The sequence below is a fragment of the Flavobacterium sp. N3904 genome (genome assembly GCF_025947305.1).
Lineage (GTDB): Bacteria > Bacteroidota > Bacteroidia > Flavobacteriales > Flavobacteriaceae > Flavobacterium.
In genome coordinates this window covers 3,784,471-3,809,520 of record NZ_CP110009.1, presented here as the reverse complement: position 1 = coordinate 3,809,520, position 25,050 = coordinate 3,784,471, and the positions used below count along the sequence as shown (strand labels likewise).

26 protein-coding genes are annotated in these 25,050 nt (G+C 31.8%); 18 read left to right on the top strand and 8 right to left on the bottom strand.

Annotated elements, in window-relative coordinates; translation table 11 throughout:
* Positions 1-161 precede the first annotated feature (161 nt).
* The 8 genes from OLM57_RS16145 to OLM57_RS16110 form a co-directional block, all read right to left on the bottom strand.
* Positions 162-1,052 (bottom strand): amidohydrolase family protein, encoded by an 891-nt coding sequence (locus OLM57_RS16145; RefSeq protein ID WP_264564722.1) that lies wholly within the window; start codon positions 1,050-1,052, stop codon positions 162-164.
* Positions 1,053-1,060: 8 nt separating this feature from the next.
* Complete coding sequence (locus OLM57_RS16140; protein WP_264564721.1) at positions 1,061-2,377, bottom strand: amidohydrolase family protein; 1,317 nt, start codon at positions 2,375-2,377, stop codon at positions 1,061-1,063.
* A gap of 36 nt (positions 2,378-2,413) precedes the next feature.
* Positions 2,414-3,163 (bottom strand): helix-turn-helix domain-containing protein, encoded by a 750-nt coding sequence (locus OLM57_RS16135; protein WP_264564720.1) that lies wholly within the window; start codon positions 3,161-3,163, stop codon positions 2,414-2,416.
* Positions 3,164-3,343: 180 nt separating this feature from the next.
* Complete coding sequence (locus OLM57_RS16130) at positions 3,344-3,955, bottom strand: hypothetical protein (protein WP_264564719.1); 612 nt, start codon at positions 3,953-3,955, stop codon at positions 3,344-3,346.
* Between the two features lie 183 nt (positions 3,956-4,138).
* A complete protein-coding gene (locus OLM57_RS16125; protein ID WP_264564718.1) occupies positions 4,139-5,311 on the bottom strand; it encodes a hypothetical protein in 1,173 nt (390 codons plus the stop codon).
* 476 nt (positions 5,312-5,787) lie between these two features.
* Positions 5,788-6,756: an MBL fold metallo-hydrolase gene (locus tag OLM57_RS16120; RefSeq protein WP_264564717.1), complete on the bottom strand. Its 969-nt coding sequence runs from the start codon at positions 6,754-6,756 to the stop codon at positions 5,788-5,790.
* 511 nt (positions 6,757-7,267) lie between these two features.
* Positions 7,268-9,940, bottom strand: a complete 2,673-nt coding sequence (locus OLM57_RS16115; RefSeq protein ID WP_264564716.1) for a UvrD-helicase domain-containing protein — start codon at positions 9,938-9,940, stop codon at positions 7,268-7,270.
* A gap of 530 nt (positions 9,941-10,470) precedes the next feature.
* The gene (locus OLM57_RS16110) at positions 10,471-11,304 is read right to left on the bottom strand and encodes a hypothetical protein (protein ID WP_264564715.1); all 834 of its coding nucleotides are present in this window, start codon (positions 11,302-11,304) and stop codon (positions 10,471-10,473) included.
* 555 nt (positions 11,305-11,859) lie between these two features.
* Between OLM57_RS16110 and OLM57_RS16105 the strand changes: the two genes are divergently transcribed.
* The 18 genes from OLM57_RS16105 (at position 11,860) to OLM57_RS16020 (ending at position 25,020) form a co-directional block, all read left to right on the top strand.
* Complete coding sequence (locus tag OLM57_RS16105; protein ID WP_264564714.1) at positions 11,860-13,569, top strand: tetratricopeptide repeat-containing sensor histidine kinase; 1,710 nt, start codon at positions 11,860-11,862, stop codon at positions 13,567-13,569.
* Positions 13,570-13,578: 9 nt separating this feature from the next.
* Positions 13,579-14,247 (top strand): response regulator, encoded by a 669-nt coding sequence (locus OLM57_RS16100; RefSeq protein ID WP_264564713.1) that lies wholly within the window; start codon positions 13,579-13,581, stop codon positions 14,245-14,247.
* Positions 14,248-14,808: 561 nt separating this feature from the next.
* The gene (locus OLM57_RS16095; protein ID WP_264564712.1) at positions 14,809-14,967 is read left to right on the top strand and encodes a hypothetical protein; all 159 of its coding nucleotides are present in this window, start codon (positions 14,809-14,811) and stop codon (positions 14,965-14,967) included.
* 164 nt (positions 14,968-15,131) lie between these two features.
* Positions 15,132-15,338 carry a hypothetical protein gene (locus tag OLM57_RS16090; protein WP_264564711.1) on the top strand — a complete coding sequence of 69 codons (207 nt, stop codon included), beginning with the start codon at positions 15,132-15,134 and terminating at the stop codon, positions 15,336-15,338.
* A 3-nt stretch (positions 15,339-15,341) separates the two neighbouring features.
* Positions 15,342-15,587: a DUF4236 domain-containing protein gene (locus tag OLM57_RS16085; RefSeq protein ID WP_264564710.1), complete on the top strand. Its 246-nt coding sequence runs from the start codon at positions 15,342-15,344 to the stop codon at positions 15,585-15,587.
* An 8-nt stretch (positions 15,588-15,595) separates the two neighbouring features.
* Complete coding sequence (locus OLM57_RS16080; protein WP_264564709.1) at positions 15,596-15,832, top strand: excalibur calcium-binding domain-containing protein; 237 nt, start codon at positions 15,596-15,598, stop codon at positions 15,830-15,832.
* A gap of 12 nt (positions 15,833-15,844) precedes the next feature.
* A complete protein-coding gene (locus OLM57_RS16075) occupies positions 15,845-16,240 on the top strand; it encodes a hypothetical protein (protein ID WP_264564708.1) in 396 nt (131 codons plus the stop codon).
* Positions 16,241-16,243: 3 nt separating this feature from the next.
* Entirely contained in the window at positions 16,244-17,512 is a 1,269-nt protein-coding gene (locus tag OLM57_RS16070; RefSeq protein WP_264564707.1) for an ABC transporter permease, read from the top strand.
* A gap of 4 nt (positions 17,513-17,516) precedes the next feature.
* Positions 17,517-18,422: a hypothetical protein gene (locus tag OLM57_RS16065; protein WP_264564706.1), complete on the top strand. Its 906-nt coding sequence runs from the start codon at positions 17,517-17,519 to the stop codon at positions 18,420-18,422.
* 15 nt (positions 18,423-18,437) lie between these two features.
* A complete protein-coding gene (locus OLM57_RS16060; protein ID WP_264564705.1) occupies positions 18,438-19,565 on the top strand; it encodes a DUF4236 domain-containing protein in 1,128 nt (375 codons plus the stop codon).
* Positions 19,566-19,626: 61 nt separating this feature from the next.
* Positions 19,627-20,037 (top strand): hypothetical protein, encoded by a 411-nt coding sequence (locus OLM57_RS16055; RefSeq protein ID WP_264564704.1) that lies wholly within the window; start codon positions 19,627-19,629, stop codon positions 20,035-20,037.
* 25 nt (positions 20,038-20,062) lie between these two features.
* Positions 20,063-20,272, top strand: a complete 210-nt coding sequence (locus tag OLM57_RS16050; RefSeq protein WP_264564703.1) for a hypothetical protein — start codon at positions 20,063-20,065, stop codon at positions 20,270-20,272.
* A 174-nt stretch (positions 20,273-20,446) separates the two neighbouring features.
* Positions 20,447-20,587: a hypothetical protein gene (locus tag OLM57_RS16045; RefSeq protein WP_264564702.1), complete on the top strand. Its 141-nt coding sequence runs from the start codon at positions 20,447-20,449 to the stop codon at positions 20,585-20,587.
* A 317-nt stretch (positions 20,588-20,904) separates the two neighbouring features.
* The gene (locus OLM57_RS16040) at positions 20,905-22,722 is read left to right on the top strand and encodes a hypothetical protein (RefSeq protein ID WP_264564701.1); all 1,818 of its coding nucleotides are present in this window, start codon (positions 20,905-20,907) and stop codon (positions 22,720-22,722) included.
* A 368-nt stretch (positions 22,723-23,090) separates the two neighbouring features.
* Positions 23,091-23,438: a helix-turn-helix domain-containing protein gene (locus tag OLM57_RS16035; RefSeq protein WP_264564700.1), complete on the top strand. Its 348-nt coding sequence runs from the start codon at positions 23,091-23,093 to the stop codon at positions 23,436-23,438.
* Complete coding sequence (locus OLM57_RS16030) at positions 23,422-24,165, top strand: ImmA/IrrE family metallo-endopeptidase (RefSeq protein WP_264564699.1); 744 nt, start codon at positions 23,422-23,424, stop codon at positions 24,163-24,165. Before OLM57_RS16035 ends, OLM57_RS16030 begins: the two co-directional genes overlap by 17 nt.
* On the top strand, positions 24,149-24,679 hold the full coding sequence (locus OLM57_RS16025; RefSeq protein WP_264564698.1) for a hypothetical protein: 531 nt from the start codon (positions 24,149-24,151) through the stop codon (positions 24,677-24,679). Before OLM57_RS16030 ends, OLM57_RS16025 begins: the two co-directional genes overlap by 17 nt.
* 143 nt (positions 24,680-24,822) lie before the next feature.
* The gene (locus OLM57_RS16020) at positions 24,823-25,020 is read left to right on the top strand and encodes a hypothetical protein (protein WP_264564697.1); all 198 of its coding nucleotides are present in this window, start codon (positions 24,823-24,825) and stop codon (positions 25,018-25,020) included.
* Positions 25,021-25,050: the final 30 nt, after the last annotated feature.

Here is a 25,050-nt window from a genome sequence, read left to right as displayed (position 1 = left end):
TTTTGCGGCTTTAAGAAGTTGGGGATTTGTAAGCCCGAAACTTTCGATTAAGCCCAAAGTTCAAAACTACAAAACAAACTTTAAATTAATCCCGAAACCCCCAATTTCTTAAAACCGCTGTTATCGGCTGCCCTTCTGTTGGTGTAGATATCAGCAAATTCTCAAAAACGAGTAAAGAGTGATTTTGCAGTGTTTGAAAAGATAAAAGATTTGTCACTATCTGTGAAGTTTTGGTAATCATTAATTTCTTTAATACTTCTTGTCACATATTCCTCATATCGCAATGGAAAGTCAGTGCCAAAAAGCAAATTGTCAGAAGATACCAAATGTTGTAAAGCTGAAAAAACAGACGGTGACGTAGATAATGCAAGGTCAAAGTACAATGTCTGAAGCGAATTAATTATTTCTTCTTTTGTCTGTGTAATACCTTGCCATTCACCAGCAATGCTTAATCTGTATGCTAAATAAGGAATTGTTCCACCTGCATGAGAAATAATCCAATTGATGTTAGGGAATTGAGTCAACCTATTTTTATAAATCATATCCATTACTGACCTTGTTGTCTCTAATGGATATTCATAAACTGATAAATCTCTTTCAAAAGTTGGCAGATTATCACCTGCTGGCAAAGTTGGATGTACAAGTATTGTTGCATTACGTTTATTTAACTCCTCCAAAATTGGAACTAAACTTTCAGAGCCAAGATATATACCTTGATAGTTGGTCGGAATAATGAACCCATCAGCATTGAGTTCATTTATTGCAAAGTCAATTTCTAATAATGCACCATCAATATCTCTCATTGGTAGTGAAGCCAACATTCCATACTTTTTGGGATTAAAACTATTTATATCAGCCAATGAAGTATTAAGTTTTCTAATTACATCAGTAGGACCAGAAATAGGCAAAGAAAGAAGGGCACCGCTAATGCCCATTCTTTCCATCGCTTCCTGATCAGATTCTATACTCCATTGTGGTAATTTCAAATTTGCTTTGTGACTTTGAAATATTGCATGATGATGAATATCAATAATTGGATTAAGTAAAGCCATTTTAGATATTAAATTTTATTGATATCACCATTCAAATTAATTGCAACACCTTCTTTCCATACATTAAGAATGGAAAGCGAATCAGAAATATTTTCAGAAGGATTTCCTTTTACTAATATTAAATCAGCTCTCAAACCTTCTGCAATTTGTCCTCTGTCTGTCAAGCTAAATCTTTTGGCTATTAATGATGTGGCTGATTTTAAAGCATCTGTAGGAGTTAAACCAGCTTCAACTAATAATTGCATTTCATGATGTACACTTACTCCGTGTGCAAGCCCTCCTAAATGTGCCATTGGAACAGATACATCTGTTCCAACAAGAATATTAACACCTGCATCGAACAAATCTTTTACATTATTGAAATTATCTTCCATATTGCCAGATGGAAAGGTATTGAAACAGGAACACATCGTCATCTTCCAGTCTTCATTTAGTTTGTATTCCACACGCACATCTTTAGCTACATGACAAGCCGACTTTCCTATTATTGATGAATTAAGTACTAAACAAGGTGTTACAAAAATTCCTTTATCTGCAATTGATTTAATAAGTTCGGGAGTCCAATCAGGTCTATCGATAAATAAATGAGCCAAGCCATCTACACCCACTTCAACAGCTGTTTTTGCAGCTTCGGCTGTCAAAACATGGGCTATTGCTATTTTTCCTAACTTGTGAGCTTCATCGACTGCGGCTTTCAATACTTCAGGTTGTATCATTGGCAAACCTGGAGCATTCATAACCGTTCCTTCTTCAATCATTATTTTGAAGTAGTCTGCACCGTTTTCCATTTGTTGTCTTACAAACTGCACAGCACCATCTTTGGTTGTAACATCCAGCTTATTACCCTCTTTATTTTCCCTTTCTGCAAAGGCTGCAATGAATTCCTGTTTTTCTTGCTCTGTCATTTTCTCCATCTTTTTCAAGATGAAACTGGGAATACCATCCTCTTTAGGAATCAATTCATCTGGATGTCCACCGGGTGCTGTTAACGCCATACCAGATGAACGAACATCGGCAACATTATCCTTGTCTTTTAGTTGTAGTTCACGACCTTTTTTTGTCATACCACCTTGCATTTCTAATTCGGTGGTTACTCCAAAAAGTATAGCATCTCTTAATGAATCTTCCGAAGTATGTACATGTGCATCTATTAACCCGGGAAGTAATGTACATCCTTTTCCGTCTATAACTTCTGCATCAACTGGAACTTCATCTGAAACACTAATGATTTTTCCATTTTGAAAGACTACATTCTTTTGCCCTAGCATTTGGATACCGTCAAACACATTTGCGTTGACAACTGCTGTTTTTTTATTCTGCATCATTTTATTAAGTTTAAAATTTATGAGGCAAAATTATTTCTATTGCAGGGTAGAAAATTGTATAAATCGGTCGTTTTGATTTTGCCTCAATTCTTTGGGCAATGCACCAGAAAGTTTTTTCACTTCTCTAATAAAATGAGATTGGTCTGCAAAATTTTGTTGTGGAAAAACTTTACCCTCTTTTATATGATGAAAAGAAGCACGGAACCGAAGAATATTGCAATATGCTTTTAATGAAAGTCCAAATTGCTGATTGAAATAACGATTGATTTGCCTGCTACTCCAAAATACTTTTTCTGAGAGTTCCTTTACAGTCATTTCTCCATTTGAAGAATAAATTAAGTCAAACAGTTTTTCTTTTCTACTGTCAATTTCTGTGGGTAAGAGTAATTGGATTATTTGTGTCGCTTTTTTATAAAAAAGGGTAAAATCATTCAATTCTGTTAAACTAAAATTCCAATAGTCGGAAGATAAATTCTGGGCATTATTTAATAAGTTAGAAATTGAATTTTTAAATACATATTCAATCGCAAGTAATTTGAAACTAACGACTAACATTGTTGTATTACTTTTAAGAATTGCATTGTCGGGATGCGTCCCAATTCCTAAAAGGGTAGTTTGAAATGGAGCACTTCCAGATTTTATAAAAATTAAGTCAATTCTACCGTCAGGCAATACCATAATTTCTTTGTCGTTTTCGGTTAGATTTTGCAACAACCAAAAACTTTCTACAAATTCGGTAATCGATTTGTCGGGTTTAATTAACTCGTAATTTAAATCTCTATTCATGTCGTCTGTTTATAGGTACTTTAGGGTTTTAAGAGTTGTCGAAACCGTTCTGGTAATCAGCGGGTTTAGGACTAAACTAAGACTTGTTTACGGATTTGCCAAATCATTGCAAATACAAACCAATTTTTCCATTAAGCCAAATCCCCAAATTGCTTATAGCGTGTGTTGGCAGTAGTAATTTTATTTAGTAAACTTTATCAGGTTCTTATTTGGCATTGGCATAGATGGAAAAGGTAATTCTAATGTGTCTTTATTCATCGAATATTTTTCAAAAGTTTTCAGTTTTTTTTCTAATTCGGCAGATTTTTCAATTTTATTAAATTTCTTTTCTGAGTAATTATTTTTTATCAAATTTTGCAATTCTATAAAATCTTTATGTTTTGAATTGGTTTTAAAATCAGAAAAATTAAATGTAATTTCTTTTTGATTTTTATATTTTATTCTGATTCTAATTATCGGACCACAAGAAATTTCCACAATGGGATTTTTAGGTTTTTCATTATAAAACTTCTCGCTTTTATTTTGGCTATTTAAAGATATTTTGTCAATTATTTTTCTGTCAACAGTAGATTTAAATTTCAAATATTCATTTTTTGAAAAAGGAGTTTTTTGAAGTGTTTCGACATTTCCATTTCCGTCAATTATGGAGTAAGTAACAGGCTCCGTTTTAAATTCTGTTTGACTATCATTTAGGTTGTAGTAATAGGACATAATTTCGATGCTATCAATTTCATTCGTTTTTTGAGAACAACTAAAAATAATAATTGAAATAAGTAAAATTAATTTTCTCATATTCTTCTCTTTTCGGTTTTTCAGGGTTGCCGACGTTCCCGCGCAACAAGCAGTTTGGGACTAAATTAAGCTCATTATTCGGATTTGCCAATCCCGATAGCTATCGGGACCCAAATACAAAACCAACTTCAAATTAAGCCAAATACCCAAATTGCTTGTAGCGTGTGTTGGCAGACGTTTTTTTTATTCTAATGATAAGTTGTTCTCTTTTACAAAATCTTTCAAGTCTTTTTCCCAACCCGGGAATTTTTTAAATTCTTCTTTTCTGGTTTTTATAACCTCAAAACCTTTGTTAAAAGTTTCTTTATCTTTTAATAATTTAATTGCTTCCATTATTAATAACAAACCATAAGCATTTTTATTTATTTTAAGTTTCTCAATGAATGAATTTTTAACGATCAATAAACTTTTGTTGTCGTTTAATTCTTCAACAAAATTTGACAAACCTAAATCCTCGATTTCTATTATGTTACTTTCTAAAGCTTTTAAATATTCCTCGTTAGATAATTTTTTTAACTCGTTTAAGATATGGATTAATTTTGCTTCTTTATTCCAAGTCAAACCACTTTGCATATTGTCTACGAAATCACTATCATCGTAAATATTTTTATGAATAATTTCTGCTTTTCCTTTTAGCATTAAACCATTGAATAGGAAATTTTTTGTTTCTATTTTTGAATGTCTTTTTTTATAATTATCTAGGATATTATATGAGATTACCTTATTTGTAAGCCATAATTTTTCTAATGCTGGATAAAATAATTCACATTTATTCATTTCAATTTGATTGTAAATTGTGCTTAAACAGTAATTCCCACAATCATTATTCTTCAAATCTTCAATTTTGAGGTGAATAGCTTTTTCAACTGTTTTAACAGTTTCTGGAGTACAAGATTTTGCTAAAGCAAACATATATTGAAAATCATCAAACTTAATATTGGTTTCTAATATTTCTCTAAATTGTTCGTTTGGAAATTCTTCAATTGCTGGCAAAGCATCTATTCCGAAGCTTTTAATTAATTCTATATCATTTTCTTTTTTATATTTTGCAATAGTAACTAATAGGGCAGAAGACTTATTTTCTATCACAATTTTTCTTATTGGTTCATAGAATTCTTCATTTTGCGGAATCCAATAATTTATGCTTTCCAATAATTTTATATTTACTGGATTTTTATTTAATATTTTACGAATTAATATTTCTTTGTTTGAGGTTATTTCATCTTTTGAATAGTTTCGATTAAAAGTTAATCGTTGAAACATAAAGTTTGGAAAACTTGTACTATCTGACAAACATTCAGTTGCATAAACTAATGTGTATTTTGAATCAATCAAATTATCATAAACATCAAACACTTTTTTACTTTTTCTATTTATTAGCGTTTCTATTGAAATTCCTTTTGTAAAAGTGTTTTTGCCATTTAATGAAAGATAAATTAATTCTTCTTCAGTTGCTTTTTTATCTAGCAATTTTGAAATTGAATCATTTTTCGAACCCATTGCATTGAAAGTTTTATAATCCTCAAAAGGTTTAATAAAACTGCCTAATTCTTTCGATATTTGAGAATTACAATTAATAAAATTGAATAGTAAAATGCTTAATATTAGTCTTTTCACAATTTTTTAGGTTAAAATGTCTGCCAACGTCCCCGCGCTACAAGCAGTTTGGGACTAAATTAAGCCCATTATTCGGATTTGCCAAATCTTCCAAATATAAAACCATTTTTAAATTAAGCCTAATGCCCAAATTGCTTGTAGCGTGTGTTAGCAGTAGTTGTTTTAATCATGTGAAAAAATTACTTCTTCAGAAAGAATACCCCTTTTTATATTATTTACCAAACTCCTCGTCTGTGATTAGAGACCCAGCGATACATACCTAGAATATTAAGCTTATTCATTGCTTCAAAGCCTCCCCATTTTTTTACTTTATCTGAGAACTTGACATTACGGTATAATTGGTCCCAACTTTGCCCTTGACGAACTAATGACAATACTTGATCGTGCAAAGAAATCATGTACTCTCGTAAGTCTCTTATGTTTTCAAGATTTGCTGGCGTATAGTGTCCAACATCTATATAATTTACATCTTGTTTCAGAGCCCAATCTAATGTTTCAATCCATCCATCGTAATAGAAATCAAGGAAATCATTGTACGGCATAGTGTTCGATTCTCCAATATCTGTCAATTGCATTGCTTTGTAATCTGGTAATGTTACTACTGTCAAACTGTTTGAATGACTTGCTGCAATATGGTTGAGAACAATAGTTTCCCCTCCAAATTTCATAGTTAGTTGGTCATCAAAAACAATATCAGGCACTGCCACTGGTAATTTCTCACCAATTATGGCTTCCAATCCATTTTTTTGAATTATGACTTTAGCTCCTGCTTGTTGAAATATTTGAGAACCTCCAGCATGGTCATAATGACCGTGTGTTAAGATTACATATTTTACAGGAACATTGAATCTCTTTTTGATTTCTTCATTTAGCCAAATAGCAGCTTGTGTTAGTGCTGGGTCGATTACGATTGCACCTTCTTTTGTAATGAGTACCAATCCGCTATGTAATGCAGGCAGAGTTCCATTGGTGTGTCTGTAGAGGTTTCCTTTGACTTGAACTAAGCTTTTTTCTAAATTCACATCTGGAACTCCATAAATATCAGGAAGTATTTCCCTGTTTTTATATTGAGATTGATCTACATATTCAGCTCCGATTAAAATATCTTTTCCTTGAGCTGACAAATTTAAGCTTGACAAAAGCGCTGTTAAATAACATAACATTTTAATTGTTCTTAGGGTCATGATGAAATAGGTTTAAAAGGTTTGATAAAATCTTATATAATTATTTGATAAAATTAAGTATTGATAATTTCTATTTGGTCATTTTATTGATTTTTCTCCCATCTGCGGTACAATTCTATCTAACGTTTTTTTAATGTTTTGAAAATCAATAATTTGTATTTTTAATATTTGCCTTAATTTTCACTTTCTTTCGTTAGCTGAAGGAGTCAATTTGGGCGCGAGTATGGGGAATTACTGCTAACTAGTATATATGTGTGACTGAGTCACAGATATCCACCCAAAAAAGGGTGCAAAAGTGTGCTTTGCTTCACACTTTCCTGAAATCAAATATACGTATTAATCCTTACAAAATAACAATAGAATTATATTGGATTGATTCCGGAAAGGAGGGGGAGCATGGTTGACTAATTACTGTTTCTGCATGGATTACTTCTTCACTTTCCTGTGGGATTTCTACTCCGTCGGAATGACAATATTGGGCGTAGTTATTGCGTAGTATTATCACTTGGCATTATTTCAAATTTATCGTGTTCTTGCATTTAGGGTAATTTGTACACCCTAAAAAGTTTCCAAATTTCCCTGCCCTCTTTGTCATAAAGCCACTCTTGCATTCAGGACAAAGGAATTTATCTTCTAAAATTTCAATATTGCTGAATGTTTGATTACAAATAGGATAATGTGAACACCCTAAAAATTGAGTGCCATTTGATACATTTTGCCTAATTACAAGTTTCCCTGTTTTACAGTATGGACAATTTGTTGTTTTTAATGCTCCGTCAGCATTAGTTAATAAGTAATTATTATCTTTTAGTAATTCTTCTGCAAATAATGAAACTTCTGATGGAATAAGTAATACCACTTCGTTTTTGGTTCTTGTTAGAGCAACATAAAACAACCTGCGTTCTTCTGCAAAACTATATTCTTCGTCATCATTGAGTAATAACGACAAAATCGGGTCGTCTGTCATTTTGTTTGGAAAACCAAGTAAGTGGTTTTTTAGGTTTAGTACAATTACATTGTCTGCTTCTAAACCTTTTGATTTGTGTACCGTTAAGTATTTAATGTCCATGTCATCAAATCCTTTTATTTCTAATTTATCGCTACGTTCGTAATACTTTATTTTGCTGTTTGGTTTGAGCATTATAAATTCATTTATATCAAAGCTATGACGACCTAAAACCAAAATAGGCTTGTTGCCATTTTTGTCAATTAATGCTTGAATTTCTTTGATTAAAACCTCTTGGGCATTGTCTTGAGAATAAATAACAAACTTGATTGGGTTTTCTAATAGCTCTTTTTTAGATTTTGGATTCTTTTGGATTTGTTTTTTGTTCTTTTGAATGTATTTAGCAGTTATGTCAATAAGCGATTGTGAATTGCGATACGTTTGTTCAATAAACAACTGCTCGGATTTACCAACATATTTTTCAAAATTGCTAAACAATGAAATGTCACTACCGGCGAAACGATAAATTGATTGCCAATCATCACCCACGCAAATTAATCTCGCACCAGATAGTTCTCGAATCTCTTTGATTAAATTAAATCGTGAATACGAAATGTCTTGATATTCGTCAATGATAATATGCTTATAAGTGTAATATGCATTGTTTTCTTTTATGAGATCAGTTGCCTGATTTATCATATCATTAAAATCAATTTCGTTTAATTCTTTGAGCTTACTGTCGTATTTTTTTAGAATGTTAAGTGAAAATTTTAAGAAAATCTCTTGTCTTTCATACATAAATTCATTTCCCTTTTTACTTCTGTCTAAAAACAAGTTTGTGATCGAATCATAGTTTAATTTTCGTGATTTGCTGAGGTTGATAAAAGTTTCAATGAGTTTCCTAATTTCTTTTCCAAAATTCTCGTCGGTATCTGTAACTTGAGCGTAGATACTTTTTACATCTCTTGGTTTAAAAACTACACTTTCTTTTTTCAGCATTTCTTTCAGTTTGTCAAGCAAAACATGGTCGCGATTGTAATAGGAATAAGTTTCCAAAAGTTTGGTCCTATACGTCCTATGAGTTTCTCTTTTTAACTCCATTTCCTCGACATATTTAATCTCATTAAATGGGGTAAGCCATTTTGCTTCATTATTTTCGTCAATACCAAAATGTTCTAAAAAAATGTCGTAATCTTTTAGATAAAAATCAGGTCGATACATTGTATTGCCAAATGGATACGGCTTTTCATATTCGTATTCTATACCGTTCAAATACAAAAAATTTGCTATAGTTAGTTCTTCGACACTTTTTACCTTTTCGCCTAGCATGGTGTCAAGCGATTTTTTTTCCACTTTATTTAATGATTCGGGTTCGCATTTGGATTTTAAAGTTTGAAAATCAATGCCTTTTTCTGTGTCTAATTTTTCGCCAAGGGATTCGTAGCTTTCCAGTTCTTCCGGAATATTTATATAACACGAAACGTAAACGATGTAAGCTTCTAATGCTTCAGCATCCTCAAAAATTTCATTTTCTAAATACTCTTTGATTACTTTACTTAATGTGTTTTCGTTTGTAAGGGCAGGAACACTCTCTTGGTATTTTTTTATGGTGTCGTAGCCCCATTTGTGAAAAGTAGTTGCTCGCGCGACAAGTCCGATGTTTTTTAGTCTTTCATTTAATTCCTCAACGGTCTTTTTTGTAAACGAAAGCAAAAGTATGTTTTCCGGTTCAACATTTTTTTGTTCAATTAGGTATTTTACTTTTCCAAGAATTGTCAAAGTTTTTCCTGAACCTGCACCAGCAATTATTAAGTTTGAATATTCATCTGTTATTACTGCAGTCCGTTGTTGTTCGTCTAATTTTTTGCCTTCAATGTCGTCAAAGTACAGGTTTAGTTTTTCTTTTTGAGATTGAACATAGTTCTTGTTGTAAGTCAAAATGTAGTTGTCAAAATCTTGAAAGATGTCATTGAATTTTTTTATACTTTCTTCTTTCTTATACGATTTAGATTTGTTTTTAAAGTATTGTCCAACAGCAGAAAACTGTTTTTTTATGTGATCACGATGAACCCAAGTAATGTAGTCGTCCAATCTTTGAATCGTATCGAAAAACGCAGCAATTTGTTGTACGTTGGATAGGTAAGTAGTGTCTTGATATTTTTTCTTTTCCTTTAATTGTAGGTAAACAATTAGAAAACTAGTTATTACAGCAGAAATGATAATCAGAGTTACTATCATATTTCATCTTATATTTTTAAGGTTTGATAACAATGTATGACAGTCGCCGCTTGCCTGACTACTACGTTCCTGTACAACAAGTGATTAGGTACTAAATTAAGCCTATTATTTGGATTTGCCAAAACTTTCAAATACAAAACCAACTTTCCATTAAGCCAATTACCCAAATCCGTTGTAGTAGCGGAATAATACCATTAGCACATATAAAATAGACCAATCTACTCGTTCTTTTTCTCCAATATTTCCTCAAAAAATAATTCCGTAGCGAAGGCTATGCAATGATTTTTATCGTCATCTTGAAAAAAAATAACTTCGGATCTTTGGTCTATTTTATATCTACTAATGGTATAACATAGAATTCTAAAAATATTTCGGGAAAAAGTCAGGAGACTTTTATTATGCTTATGGCTTTCAATAACTTAAAAAAAATACACAAAGGGCATGAGACTTCGGGGTTCTTGAGGTATAAACCCGTTCAAGTTTGACTACTGAATCAGAACTATAAGTATGCTGCAACGCAAAGCTATAAATCACTTTACGTATTTGTTTACAATATAATGCGTTACAGGTTTTAAAGCGTGCTCATTTTCAGGATGCCTGCCATGGGTGTTAAAAAAATCAATCCCATTTTCTGTTTTGGCATACCATATTATAGCCTCACCATTTTTAAAAAAGGTGGTAGTATCGCAAACGCGAACCTTTTTAAGAGGTAAAAGACTTTTATCTAGAGGAATTATTTTAAATTTTGCTGAATTATTGGGTAAATCGCAATCAACATTCTCAAAGTGATCCCCTGACCACTGCATACATTGCTTCTTTTGAAATGCAAAATAATAAGTAGTTATCAGGCTAACAAACAATAGTAGTACTAATATGTTTTTTTCATATTTTTTTGGGTAAAAGGACTTATTGAAAAATTGCGTTGTATTGGTATATATACCAACTTCTCCAACAATTTCCTGTACTTTTTCAACTTCTTCACTTTTTTCGGTGGGAATACATCCTTCACTTTTTGAGTATTTTAAAAATGGTCTAGGTTGAAAATCTACCAAGATTGCAGCCAGATTTACTGCTTCTACATCAGCTAGATTGGTTTCCCCTTTAAAGAAAGTTTCTATAGGCCGGAATTTATCCGTTTGGACTCTTAATTTACCGCTATTAGTTGGATTAAAATCAAATCTAAAGAAGGAAGAAAAAACATTTAAATCGTTTTGATCCCGATTAGATTTGAAAATTTCTAAACACAAACTTCTTAATCTGGCCCGAGAAGGATTCATTAAAACACTCGAATTTACCCCTCTTTTTTCTATCTCATATTTTGCTTTAATAGCTTTTTTATAATCTTCTAAAGTATTTTTCTCCATACGCTTTTGGAATTTTCAGGAATATAAAGGAATGTTACGGTATTGCAGGAATTCTAGGAATTCCGAGTTAATATATGCGGAAATGCATCATTACTTTGCCTCAGAATTAGTTCCTGTTCTATTTCGCGATATGGACAAATGTACAAAACTAGTTCCTAATAGTGTAGCCGAATCGCACTGATAATTTATCCGGGAAGTATAAAATATTCTTTACGGTTTAGGCGCACTACACTTCCCACAAGTAAAATCATTTTTTAACGGCTTGCCTATTCAGGTAATGATTCGATTATAAATCGAACGGCCAAACCTATGTCTAATTTTTAATTCAAAACCATGAAAAAAATATTTTTAGTATCGTGTTTTATCATTGCAAGTGTAGCAATGACCTCTTGTACCAGTGATGATGTTGAAACAACTCCACAAACCCAGAAACAACAAGTCAGCGCAGATGCACCAGGAGATGGTTCTACGGGAAATATACCAGTTCCCAGACCCTAATAATAAGATAAAAACAAATTCTTAATTGTTTTTAAATTATTTATGTAATTTCGGGAAATGATAACAAAAAAGTTATATTTCCCGATTTTTATTTTAATACTGCTTTGTCTTTCTGCAATCGTTTCCTGCAACAAAAAAACGGTAAAAAAGACTGAAGCTAAAAATGATTCTCAATACAATACTTTTATTGACAATGCAGAAAAATATTCCGCAAAACAAAATTACGATAGTGCCTTTTATTATTATAATAAGGCAAAATCAATTTGTGAAATTCCACAGGACAATAACAAAATTATATATGCTTTCTTAAATTTAGCAATAATTCAACAAGATCAGGGTGATTTTACGGGCACTGAAACTAGCGCAACCGAAGCAATTTCTTTTTTTGACTCCTCAACAAAAGCCTATTACAAATGTGCCATTTTTAACCTCCTTGCCAATAATTATCAGCGATTGTACGATTATGAAAATGCAGTTTATTATTACAGACTATCGTTAAAACTTGCTGATGATGAACTCCAAAAAACAATTCTTAAAAATAATATAGCAGTTGTTTATTTAGAACAACAAAATTACCAACGGGCAATTTCAATACTTTTGCCATTAACTTTCAAAAAAGGGACAACAGAAAATAAGGAAAATTATGCCCGAATCCTTGACAATTTGGGCTATTCCTATTTCCGGTTGAAAAATTTAAAAAGTTTGCACTTTTTAAATCAGTCTTTACAAATAAGAGATTCCATTAAAGATAATATCGGATTAACTAAAAGTTATATCCATTTATCTGAATTTTATAAAAGCAAAGATCAACAACTTTCCTATCGCTATTCTAGGCAAGCTTATGATAAAGCCACTGAAACAAATAATGTTGACGACCGATTGAAATCTTTGACCCTTTTAATACAAAATAGTGTGGGGACTGATTATAAAAAACATACTGAGACCTATCTCCGAATCAATGATAGTTTGACTCAGGCAAGGCAAAAAGCAAAAAACCAATTTGCCAAAATCAAATATGATTCTACTGAAGAAAAGAATGAAAACCTGAAATTGAAGGCTCAAAAAACGGAAAATTTATTGCAATTGGAGCAGCAAAAAAATGGCAATTATGTTTTATCTTTTCTGATATTTATAGGATTCATATCTGCTTCCTTTGTGTTTTACTATTTAAAAAAGGAGCGTCAAAAGGCTATTTACGAGAGTGAAACCCGAATGGCCAAAAAACTGCATGATGAACTAGCCAACGATGTTTATCAAACAATGACTTTTGCAGAAACGCAAGATCTGCAAGATCCAATAAAAAAAGAAACCCTTTTGGGCAATCTTGACAAAATATACGCCAGAACCCGAAACATTTCCAGAGAAAGCAGTAAAATTGAAACGGGCACTACGTTTGGGGAAGAATTAAAAGAAATGATTTCGGCTTATTCCAGCGATCAAATACAAGTAATTATTAGGGATAATGGTGATATCAATTGGCTAAAAATTCAATCCGAAAAGAAAATTGCCCTTCACAGAGTTTTGCAGGAACTAATGGTCAACATGAAAAAACACAGTCAATGTTCACTTGCCGTTGTTAGTTTTGAATCAACTTCCAAATGTATTGAAATCAATTATTCGGATAATGGAATTGGAATAGACAGTGCAGTAATTTTAAAAAACGGGCTGCACAATGTGGAAAACCGTATTCATGCGATAAAAGGAACTATTACTTTTGACAAACAAACCAATACGGGTTTTAAAGTAAAAATAACAATCCCTAAATAATTACTGAGTATGTTCAAAAAGGTTTTGATAGTAGATGACATCGATTTTAATGATATTGCAGCGGTACAAGTTCTTGAAGAACTTGGAGTTCCTGAAATTGCTTTTACCAAATACTGTGATGATGCGTTGTTAAAAATAAAAAAAGGCTTCAAAGACAACGAGCCTTATGATTTGCTGATCTCCGATTTGTCGTTTAAAGCCGATTACAGGGAAAACATCCTCAAGTCTGGCGAAGAATTAATAGCGTCAGTAAAGCAATTGTTTCCCGAAATAAAAATCATTGCTTTCTCAATCGAGGACAAATCCTATCGCATAAAATCATTGTTTGAGAAATACAGCATCAACGGTTTTGTCATGAAAGGCCGTAACAGTATTGCCGAACTCAAAAAAGCAATTGAAGTTGTTTATGAAGACAAACAAAAGTATCTGTCTCCCGAATTGAACTATATTCTACAGGACAAAACCGTCAACGAAATCGATAATTATGACATTCAACTGCTCAAATACCTGTCTATAGGTGTGACCCAGGAAAATATGGAATCCACGTTTAAAAATGCTGGTATTACACCAAACAGCAAAAGCACTATTGAAAAGCGCCTCAACAAACTCAAAATTTACTTCAAGGCAAACAATCCGACACATCTTGTGGCAATAGCCAAGGACTTAGGATTGGTATGATATTAAATTAGGCATATATTCTAAGTTTAAAATTTCACTTTTTTACGGTTTCTCGTAAAAGAGTTCTCTGCAACAATTTTAAGTTTGCTTTATATTTCAAATTAATATGCGAGCCAATAATCAAACAAAGCCTACTGCTACAAAATACAATGTCAAAAGGAAAAACAAACTAAAAATAGTAGCTCATAAATCAAATTCCTATGTTAAACATTTATCTAAAAGCAATACGTATTTAGAGTCCATTATTATAGCTGCTGGTTGCATCACAAGTCTTTTCATTTTAGGGCTGACCAATTATTTAACCTCTCTCAATTGGAAAATCAGTTTTATTCCTCTTATGGTAGCTTTCTTATTCCTATTTCTCTTGAATGCTTTGAAATATAGATTCAAAAAAATCTAGCCCACCATTCTTTAAATATAGAAACCATTAGCTTCTTCCAAGACTAGTTTTTCAAGATTACTTAATTATGTTTCGAAAAAAGCCTCTTTACGGATTCCCGTAAGGAATTGATTTTTATTGGGTTTAAGTTTGGGGTATTACTAATTAAAAATACAACCCCTATGAAAAAAATTGCACTACTGTTTACCCTTTTCTTTTTTATGTTAAGTATTTCTATTGATGCCCAAAGCGGACATTATAAAAACGGAAAAGGAAGTTCCCATAAAGGAGGAACCTATAAAAATTCAAGTACAAACGATCACTACAAAAGAAAGAAATAATGGAGTATAAAGTAGTACCATTTGTTGCTTTTATTGATCCTAATAAACAACTTTACTAATCTTGGATGGAAATAAATGCGGTTCAAGAGCATGTTTAAGGTCGGGAGAGCTCGAAGAGCGGAGGGGGAATAGCGAAAAGATTAATCAATTAAAATTTAAAAATTATGAAAAAGTATTATGTAAACGAAAATGCACAACTAAATGGAGACCACGAAGTTCATACTGCTGACTGCCGTTATGTGCCAAGTGTATTCAATAGAAAAGATTTAGGAGAACACTCAAGCTGCAAATCAGCAGTTATGGAGGCCAAGAAAACGTATTCAAAGTCCAATGGTTGTAAAACGTGCAGTGACGATTGCCATACTAGTTAAATCATGGGCTTTCGATTTCAAAAAAGAATTAACCTTGGAGGAGGACTTGGATTGAACATTAGCAAATCAGGAATTTCTCCAAGTTTAAAAACCGGTAGAGGAACGATAAGCTCCAAAGGCTTCTCTGTTAGAAATGGAATATCTGGAGTTAATTATCAAAATAATTTTGGTAAAGCAAAAAATAGTGGTTGTATGTTGTTGGTTGTATTTACAGGTGTTGCAACATTTTTAATTTATATACTAAAATAGTCAAAATCGTGAAAAAGAAAAAAATAGCTACGAAAGCATTCATAGCAGTATTACTGGTAGGTTTAATTATATCTTGTTCAGAAACATCAGAAACAAAATCTGCAGTGGCAGACTGTCCTACAAAAACCTGTGGTGATTTTTCATCTCAGGCTCAAGCGCAGTCTGCTTATGACAGCGATAAAAAATGTTATAAAAATTTAGATGCCGACGGAGATGGAATTGCATGTGAAAATTTGTCTAAGTAAAAATAAAAAAAAATGATAACACTAGAATTAAAAAGCCATTTTTTGAGATTATATCAAATAGCACTATCCGATGATCAATTTGACGTGTTAGAGCTTCAAATGCTCTATCATTTTGCAGATGAACGTGGGATTCCCAAAGAAGAACTTGATAAACTATTTCTGAATCCAATCAATACCGAGTTGAGTATTCCTGAAAATTTGGATACCAGAATTGAGTACTTGTATGATTTTGCAAGAATTATTTGGGCAGATGGAAAGATAACAGATGATGAAGTAAATATGCTCAAGAAATACTGTCGGAAATTTGATTTTTTGGATGAGAACATCAACGACTTAACCAACTATCTCATTGATTGTGTACAAAAAGGCATTAGTAAGGAAGAAATTATTAATCAACTTAACTCTTAAATTATGAAACCACTTGCGCAGTTATTTAGTCTAAAAAAAGTTGATGAAGCTCCGAAAAAGAGTATTGATGAAAATGAAAATGATAGGGAACAAATACGAATCACTTACTATCAAAGTGGTTTTGCCGCATCAATAAAGGCAACAGGAAAACCAATCGTATTAAAAGCATGTCTACAAAATTTATACATGAGTTTTGAAGATCAATGCCGGAAACAAAAATTAGAACAAGACAGCTTAAAACAGCCTTACAGAGAAGAGCAAGAAAAAAGCAGAACCGAACTAAAAAAATGTGAAGCCGCAATAGGAATTTATGAAAAAAAAGAGCAAGATATCAATGCAGATATTACTCAGATAAAAAGTGAAATAAGTGAAGTAAAACGCAATCCCGATAAATTTGGAATTGAAGACGGCAAAGGTCTGAAAGCTCATTTTTATATTGGACTGGTTTTGCTCCTGCCAATAACACTTTATTTATTGGTATTTTATATCTCGGCTTCCTATTCTGCTTTTTTTAAAGAATTTTCAAATGATAGTTTGACTGCCGCTATTTTTGATGCAAATTCTTTTACAAATTCTTTTGAGGCAAGTTGGTTAGAAGGTGTTTTAGTTATTACTATCCCTTTTGTTTTTATGGGATTGGGCTATGTCATTCATATGGTTCAAAAAGGGAAAGGAATAAAAAATATTTTAAGAATCATTGCTTTATTTATTACCACCTTTCTGTTTGATGGTCTTTTGGCCTACCAAATTGAAAAGAAAATATATGAATTCAATAAAACTCCTGATTCCTCTCCTTATAATTTGAATATAGCATTGGGCGAAGCTGAGTTTTGGATGATCATATTTGCTGGATTTGTAGTGTATGTTATCTGGGGCCTTGTTTTTGATTTTGTAATGAAAGAATTTGAAAACATTGATAAAATTAGGGCTTACATTCGAGGGCAAAAAGAGAAACTTATTGATTTAGAAAAACTAAAAACGGAATATAGTAATAAAGTCAATGATTTTAAACAGCAGATCGTTAGCATTACAGGAAAAATTGCAGAATTGCAATCTAAAATAGATGGTTTTGTCTTTCCTATTAAAGAATACCTTCATTATCATCATCAATACAAAGAAGGCTGGTTTCAAGCCATTAATACTGAAATTGCTTTACCTCATAAAGAAAAAACAGCATTGCTAGAAAACTGTGATCTTTTATCAATGGAGCATTTGGACAAACTAAATCTAATTGATCCTGATTTTCAACATTTGGTATATTCTAAAAACTAGTTATATGAAAGCTATTATTTTAAAAACCATTTTAGTATCCTTTTGTATTGTTACGGTATCTTCTTGCAAACATAATTCTGAAAAAAAGAATGATAAAACGATTGTCAATCATCCTATTCAAGATAATTATAACATTAGTATTCTTCTTGATTTATCCGACAGAATTAGTGTCAAAAAAAATCCTAATGTAGCAATGGAATATTACCAAAGAGATTTGGGGTATATAAAATCCATTTCTGAAGCCTTTACACAGCATTTGAGATCCAAAAAAATCAGACAGATTGATGACAAAATGCAGTTGTTTTTCAATCCAGAGCCTCTGGATCCCGAAATTAATTCAATTTCTAAAAAATTAAGAATTGTTATTGATAAAAACAATGTGACCAGAGACTATTTGAATTCAATAACTTCAAATTATGCTTCCCAGACTTCAAAAATTTATGAGTCCGCCATAAAAGACAATAATTATATAGGCTCGGATATATGGCGTTTTTTTGAGAGCAAAGTGAAAGATCAGTGTATCGATAACAAACACAGAAACCTACTTATCATATTAACAGATGGCTATCTGTTTTATGAAGACACCCGAATGATAGAAGGTAACTTGACTACTTATATCACACCGGAACTCATTCGCAAAAACGAATTGAATGATAAAGATTGGAGTGAAAAAATTCAAAATAAGAATTATGGTTTTATAAAGGCAAACGATGACTTAAGCAATCTTGAAGTTCTCGTTTTGGGAATAAACCCAAATAAAAATAATCCTTATGAAGAAAAAGTAATCAGAGCCTATTGGAGTAACTGGTTTGCGGCAATGAAAATCAAGCATTTTGAAATCAAAACAGCAGACTTGCCTTCTAATATGGATACAATCATAAAAGATTTTATATTGGATAAAAATCATTAATAAACACATAGTATTATGACATGGAGTTATCATAAAAGAGTAAAAATTATACCTGGGGTTCATTTGAACTTCGGCAAGAATGGCATTAGTACTTCAATTGGAGTACGTGGAGCAAATATTAATTTTGGTAAAACGGGTACTTATTTAAATACAACTATTCCGGGATTAGGATTGCATAATAGACAGAAATTAGGCCATAGTTCCATTCCGAATTTACCTGAAAATTTAGATCCGATACTTTATGATATTGAAGACAATATTTTTAGTTCTGATGTAGCAGAGATAACCAGTCAAGATTTGCAAGGGGGTAAAGATGTAATCTTATCTACACAAAAACAAACTGTAGAGTTGAGGAATGATTTAATACAAATCAAAAGAACCTTAGGAATCACAAAGTTAAAATTAATTACAAGTTATTTTTTACTCTATGGATTGATTAAAAAAGATACTTCCGAAAAAATTAAGGCAAACATTCGCTTACAAAAAGAAGTGATAGTTAAAATTCAACAAAAAATAGACACATCCTATGTAGAACTTGACGTTGAATTTGAAGACGAAATACAAAAACAATATGAAAATATGATTTTGGCTTTCAAAAATTTGGCCACGTCACAAAAAATATGGGACGTTACCGGTTCGCATTATAACGACCAAAAAGTAACTCGTTCTGCCGCAAGTACAGTAATTAATAAAAGAGAAGTGCGATTTGGTATAAAACCATTACCATTTATAAAAACCAGATTCGAAGTGCTGTGGCTTAAAAATGCTAATGGGGCAGATTTATATATCTATCCAAACTTTATTATAATGCATTCTTCATCATCACAATTTGCAATTATAGGCTTAAATGAGATACGTTTTTTTCATAGTTATTCCAGATTTTTAGAAACTGGGACTATTCCAAGAGATACAAAAATAATAGATAAAACTTGGGCTAAAGTAAATAAAAATGGTTCTCCTGATAAAAGATTCAAAGGAAATTATCAAATACCGATTGTTCGATACGGAGAGATTTCCTTAAGCACAAATACTGGGCTTAATGAAAAATATCACTTTAGTAATTATGAATTTACAGAAAAATTCGGAAATGCTTTTGAAACTTATAGAACCTTAATAACCGGAGTGGATCACATTACTGCTTAAGCCAAATTTATTAATAGAAATTAACCATTTCATATCAATATTTTATTTTAACTCGATGAAAATGCTCAGTAATTTTAGATTTGTATTTGTAATAATAGCTTTTGGAATTTTTGGTTGCAAAAAAGAAAAGCCTCCTCAAAAAATTAATACGTTTTATAAGGAGGTTGTCCAACCGGATGATCGAAAAACGATTACTCCCGAAGAAGCTAAAACGTATCATAATGATACCCATCGTCAATACGAATACCGCACTGGTAAACCAGGTCATTATGAGTATAATTATTATGTAAGTGGATATGATGCTATGGGGGATACGGTATATGGGAATATCAATGTTCAAGGGAAATATGGTGCTGGCGTACTCACCAATACAAACGATGAAGAAATCGAGATCACAGCAGAATGGATTGATTATGGTATGCTAAAAGCTGTTGACAAAGAAGGAAATGAATACCATCTAGAAGTGAATTAATCCTACTAACGCCAAAATAATTTAAATGAAAGCTACTATAATCCTATTTTTTATTTTTCTCACCTATTTTCACCCAGTAGAAACTAAAGTCTATATCTGCGGGCCAACAGGAGCAAAAAAATACCATTATAACGAAAACTGCCGTGGTTTATCTGCCTGTACTCATGGAACTATAAAAACATCTCTTACTCAAGCTCAGAGCTACGGACTAACGCTCTGTGGTTGGGAAGATTGATGTAGAACTCATTGATATGTGTAAGTTTTGTAATATGAACATTTTCTATTAACTTTTTATTTGAATGCCTTATGGTTTCCCGTAATGAAATGATTAATTTGTTAATGATATTTGTGATAGTATTTTGACTTTATGCCAACTATACAAAAAAGCATTTAATTTAAAACAAGTATTATGGAAAACATTCAAGCAATCAAACCAGGTCCAAAACCCAAAACACCAGATGGAACACCAGATGAAAGAAGAAGGGTAAATCCTCCAAATCAGCCTAGATATCCTGATTTAAAACCTCATATTCATAAGCCAAAGGATTAAGAATATCTTAGAGAAGCCATTCTATAAAAGGAGTGGCTTTGTTTTACAGCATTTCTTAAAACTATATAGAAACACTAAAGATGTATAAAACACTAAGCTAGGAGACTTCTAAGAGCCTGGTTAAGGTTTGGGAGCCAACTGAATAAAGTCATGTAGCATTGTAATTTGCTGTTATCTGGTTAACCTGCTGTGTGGGCACGGATAGCAAATTCACGCTATCGTACGTAGACATATCCGCACAATCATGGTTAATAAAACGGATAAATGACAATAAACTAAAAGAACTGATTAAGAATAAATATAACTAAAGATAAAAAATGCAACTAACTGAAGATGAGATTTTAAATCAAATTGTATTAAACGAGAATGCTTACTTTTATTCTAATCCAGATGAAGTAAATTTATCTCGAGCTCTCATTACAAATCTTTTTAAAACCATTTCTACTGGAAGAATAGGGAACTATCTTTTAAGAGTGGTCAATAAAGAGATTGTAATTAATGAGCAGAGTTTCAATTATTCGATTTGTATATTTCGTTATACTGCTATTCCTTCAATTCTTGAAGAGCATTTAGAAAATTGGGAAGAAATAAAACTTGCATATATCCTAATAGTAGATTTTAAAGATTACATAATGATGGTTAGGCGTAATGTAGCTAAACTTAGAGAATTTCTTGAAAAATTTGATCCGATTGATTACAAAGTGCTTTCAATTTTATATGTTGATGAAGATACACAAATCGAAAAATTAAACATGCAAAATATGAATGTTTCCGATAGAGCTATGCGTCAAAAGTCACTTGAATCACTTAACTTAAAACAGAATCTTTCTCCTTTAGGCGCAAGTAATTATGTGGTAAATAATATGAGGGTTAAAAATGACGAGGAAAAAACATCACTCTCTTTTAATACTTCAAGAATAAATAAATTAGGAAAAAAATGCTCTATAAAAGAAACTATCAGGTGGGGATTTTCTCAGGTTGAGAAATTGAGGGCACACTCGGATAGAGAAACTTTTCTTTCAATATTTTCGGAGTCTATAGAATTTAAAGAGCATAAACATAATCTAATGCCAATTGCAATTTTATTTGTATTCTCAAAATTATATGAAGATTTGGAACAAAATGTAATTCACGAGACTCGAATTGTTTTAGAAGATGGTAGCCAAAGGACAATTGATCTAATTAAACACATATCAAAGGTTGAAACTTTATTGCAGGTCATTAACAACGATGAAGTTGGTCTCAATACTTATGATATCCTAAATCCATATGCGAAAGATTTGAAAATTAAAATCAATGAAAAATCTATTTCAATTAGTTCACAAAAATTAAGAAATATTGTTCTTTTTAAAGATAATGGTAGAATGCAAAAGTTAATAGATTATATCAATGTCTCTAATCAATTCATTGTTAATTTTGACAATTGTGAACTAATTTATACCAACAGAAAGTTATTTAAAGATAATAGACTTTTAGGCAACATTGATAATTTTATTAAAATATTTCGTCCTGATCCACGACTTGAAAATGCAAGTAGTGAAAAAGGCATATTTACAGCTGCAGCTTCAAATTTCAGTGCTGGATCAGTTTTTAATATTGTCGAAGATATATTTTTACCGTATTCAGATTATGTGGTATGTGATGATCTTGGTAAAGAGTGGGCTGATCATATTAGTATCAGTGGAAATAAAATAAAGTTCATTCATTCAAAATATAAAGAAGTGAATTTTTCAGCATCTGCATTTCAAGATATTGTAGGACAAGCGTTGAAGAATTTAGGAAATCTGATGCCTCAAGATTTTCAATTAGCTTCCAAACAAAATTTTTGGAGCAGTAATTACAATAATGATGGAATTCAAACTCAAATAGCAAGGTTGCGTAAAGGTAATTCGGTAGCAGATTTCACAGAAAAATTTAAGAATACAATTTTAGAACCAAATCACCAAAGGGAAGTATGCCTAGTATTAAATTTTATTTCAAAGAGCAATTTAGAAATTAAACTTCAGCAATTGCGAGATGCAGAATATTTTATTGAAAGAAATGAAATTATACAGATTTTATGGTTTATTTCATCATTTATAAACAGCTGTAAAGAAGCAGGTGTTGATAGTGTTTATATTTATTGCAAACCTTAATTTAATTAAAAGGAATTTAGAGCATATTGGATGGTGATGCTAACTTTGTTTGTGAGTACGGATTGTAAATCCGCGATTGGGCAGCAATATTCCAGTAAACAATTTCATTAGTGCTGTTTTAGATTTACAATTGGACTGATTCAATAATTGTACCGCCGAGGCAAATCTATTTGATGGATCTTAGGGTTGCAAATGGTGTGCTGTTTGATTCCCGAATTGCATAGTGGTAATAATTGTTCCATAACATATATATGTTACCTAATTGAATTACAAACTTTTTGTACAATTACGTGTAATTTTAAAAAAATATGTATATTTGTAACAATATTTAGGATTTTAAAAAATTACTTAACCTTATAATTTAAAAAATGATGGAAGCAACAACAGGACTGGTAATGAAAGGTTTGCGAGAGAAATATGGATATACGCAGGATAAAGTTGCAGATTATTTAGGATTGAAAAATAGAGAAATGATTAGCTTTTATGAAAATGAAGAAAGAGAAGTTCCTCTTGAAGTATTAGAAAAACTGTCTGATTTATTTGGTGTTGAGTTGGATGTTTTTTTTGTTGATGATATAGATGAGGCAGTAGCGGAAGTTGTTTTTGCTTTTAGGAAGGATGATTTTGAAGGGGATGACATGGAAAACATGGCTGCTTTTGGCAAAATTGTAAAAAATTATTTAAAGATTAATAATTTGTATGGTAACAGTAAATGATAAAATATTAGAAGCACGTGCGAATAAGTTTAGACGAGAAAATGGAATTGCGTCTGATGTTGCGATTGATTTCGAAAATCTATTGCGATCATTGGATGTTCTTACGGTTTTCAGGCCTTTAAACAGTGCTTTTTCAGGGATGGCTTTGAAAACCCAGAACAATAATTTTATGCTTATTAATTCCAATGTTTCTAGAGGAAGGCAACACTTTACAATTGGACATGAATTGTATCATTTATTTATCCAAACCGGATTTAGTTTTCAAATGTGTAATGCCGGTAAGTTTGATAAAAAAGACAAAGAGGAATTTAATGCTGATGTCTTTAGTTCTTACCTGTTATTGCCGGAGCCAGCAATAATAAAGCAAATACCAGAAGAAGAATTGGCCTGGGGAGGGGAAATTTCGTTAGGTACAGTTATAAAATTAGAACAGTATTTTGGAGTTTCCCGAAGAGCTTTAATGATACGACTGGATAAAATTGGCTTAATTAGAAAGGATTGTTCCCATTGGTTGAATGGAATAGCGAAGAGTGCAGTTGAGTTTGGATATACTGACAAATTGTACAAAAAGAGTTCTGAAGAGCGAGTTGTTGGTAATTATGGCATCAAAGCAAAGGAATTGTATGATAAAGGAATTATATCGGAAAGTCATTATCATTCTCTAATGTACGACATCAATATTGATATCGACAATTTAAATTTGGATGAGGATGACAAAGATATCTAGTTTACCCAAAATATTGTTGGATTGTGATGTTATCATACATTTTATAAAAGCAGGAAAGCAACTTCTTTTACCTAAGATATATCCAAACCAAATGGTGATACTGGATAAGGTAAAAAGTGAGCTTGATAAAAGAAAGTCAAACATAGTTTCTATTAATAATTTTATAGCTTACGCTAAAATTGATATAATGGAGATGCCCAGAAGCATAGATATAATTAAAGAATATTCAGTATTAAAGAAAAGTAAGGGTGAGGGTGAAGCGGCTTGTATGGCTGTGGCAAGATTTTCAAAGGATTATATAGCCAGCAGTAATCTTAGTGATATAGTGTCTTATTGTGCTGAGCATGATATTAAATACTTGACGACAATGGATATTTTGCTAGAGGCTAATACTCTAAATTTAATGAGTGATCAAGAATGTATTGATTTTATCAAGGAAGTAAAATCTAAGGACAGCAAGCTGATAAAAGGTGTTGAAAGTATTGAAGATTATAAAAAATATCTAAAAAAATAACCGAAGCAAACTGGAATAGCGCTTCGGTCAGTTGAAATTAAAACTTTGGACGGTATTTGATTTCTTCTGCAAAAGTAATAGATTTCTATTTTTTACCTAATTATTTCTTGGGTTTTTAATCAAACGCCTCAGTCTTAAATTGTTTGATTGAACTAAATCTGATCGCCATGGCCAAAAATGGTAAACCCGGAGATGGGCATCGTAATGGTGCCGTTAAGGAAAGAAGTCAGACTTATAATCCAACAACCGAGCAATGGGTTAAGCGTGATGCTAACACAGGTCGTTTTATGGATGTTAAGCAAGATGGTAGTCCTTTTAAAGGAGTTCGTAAAGAGAAGTAATTCCTTTATCGAGAGTAATTAGGAGTATAG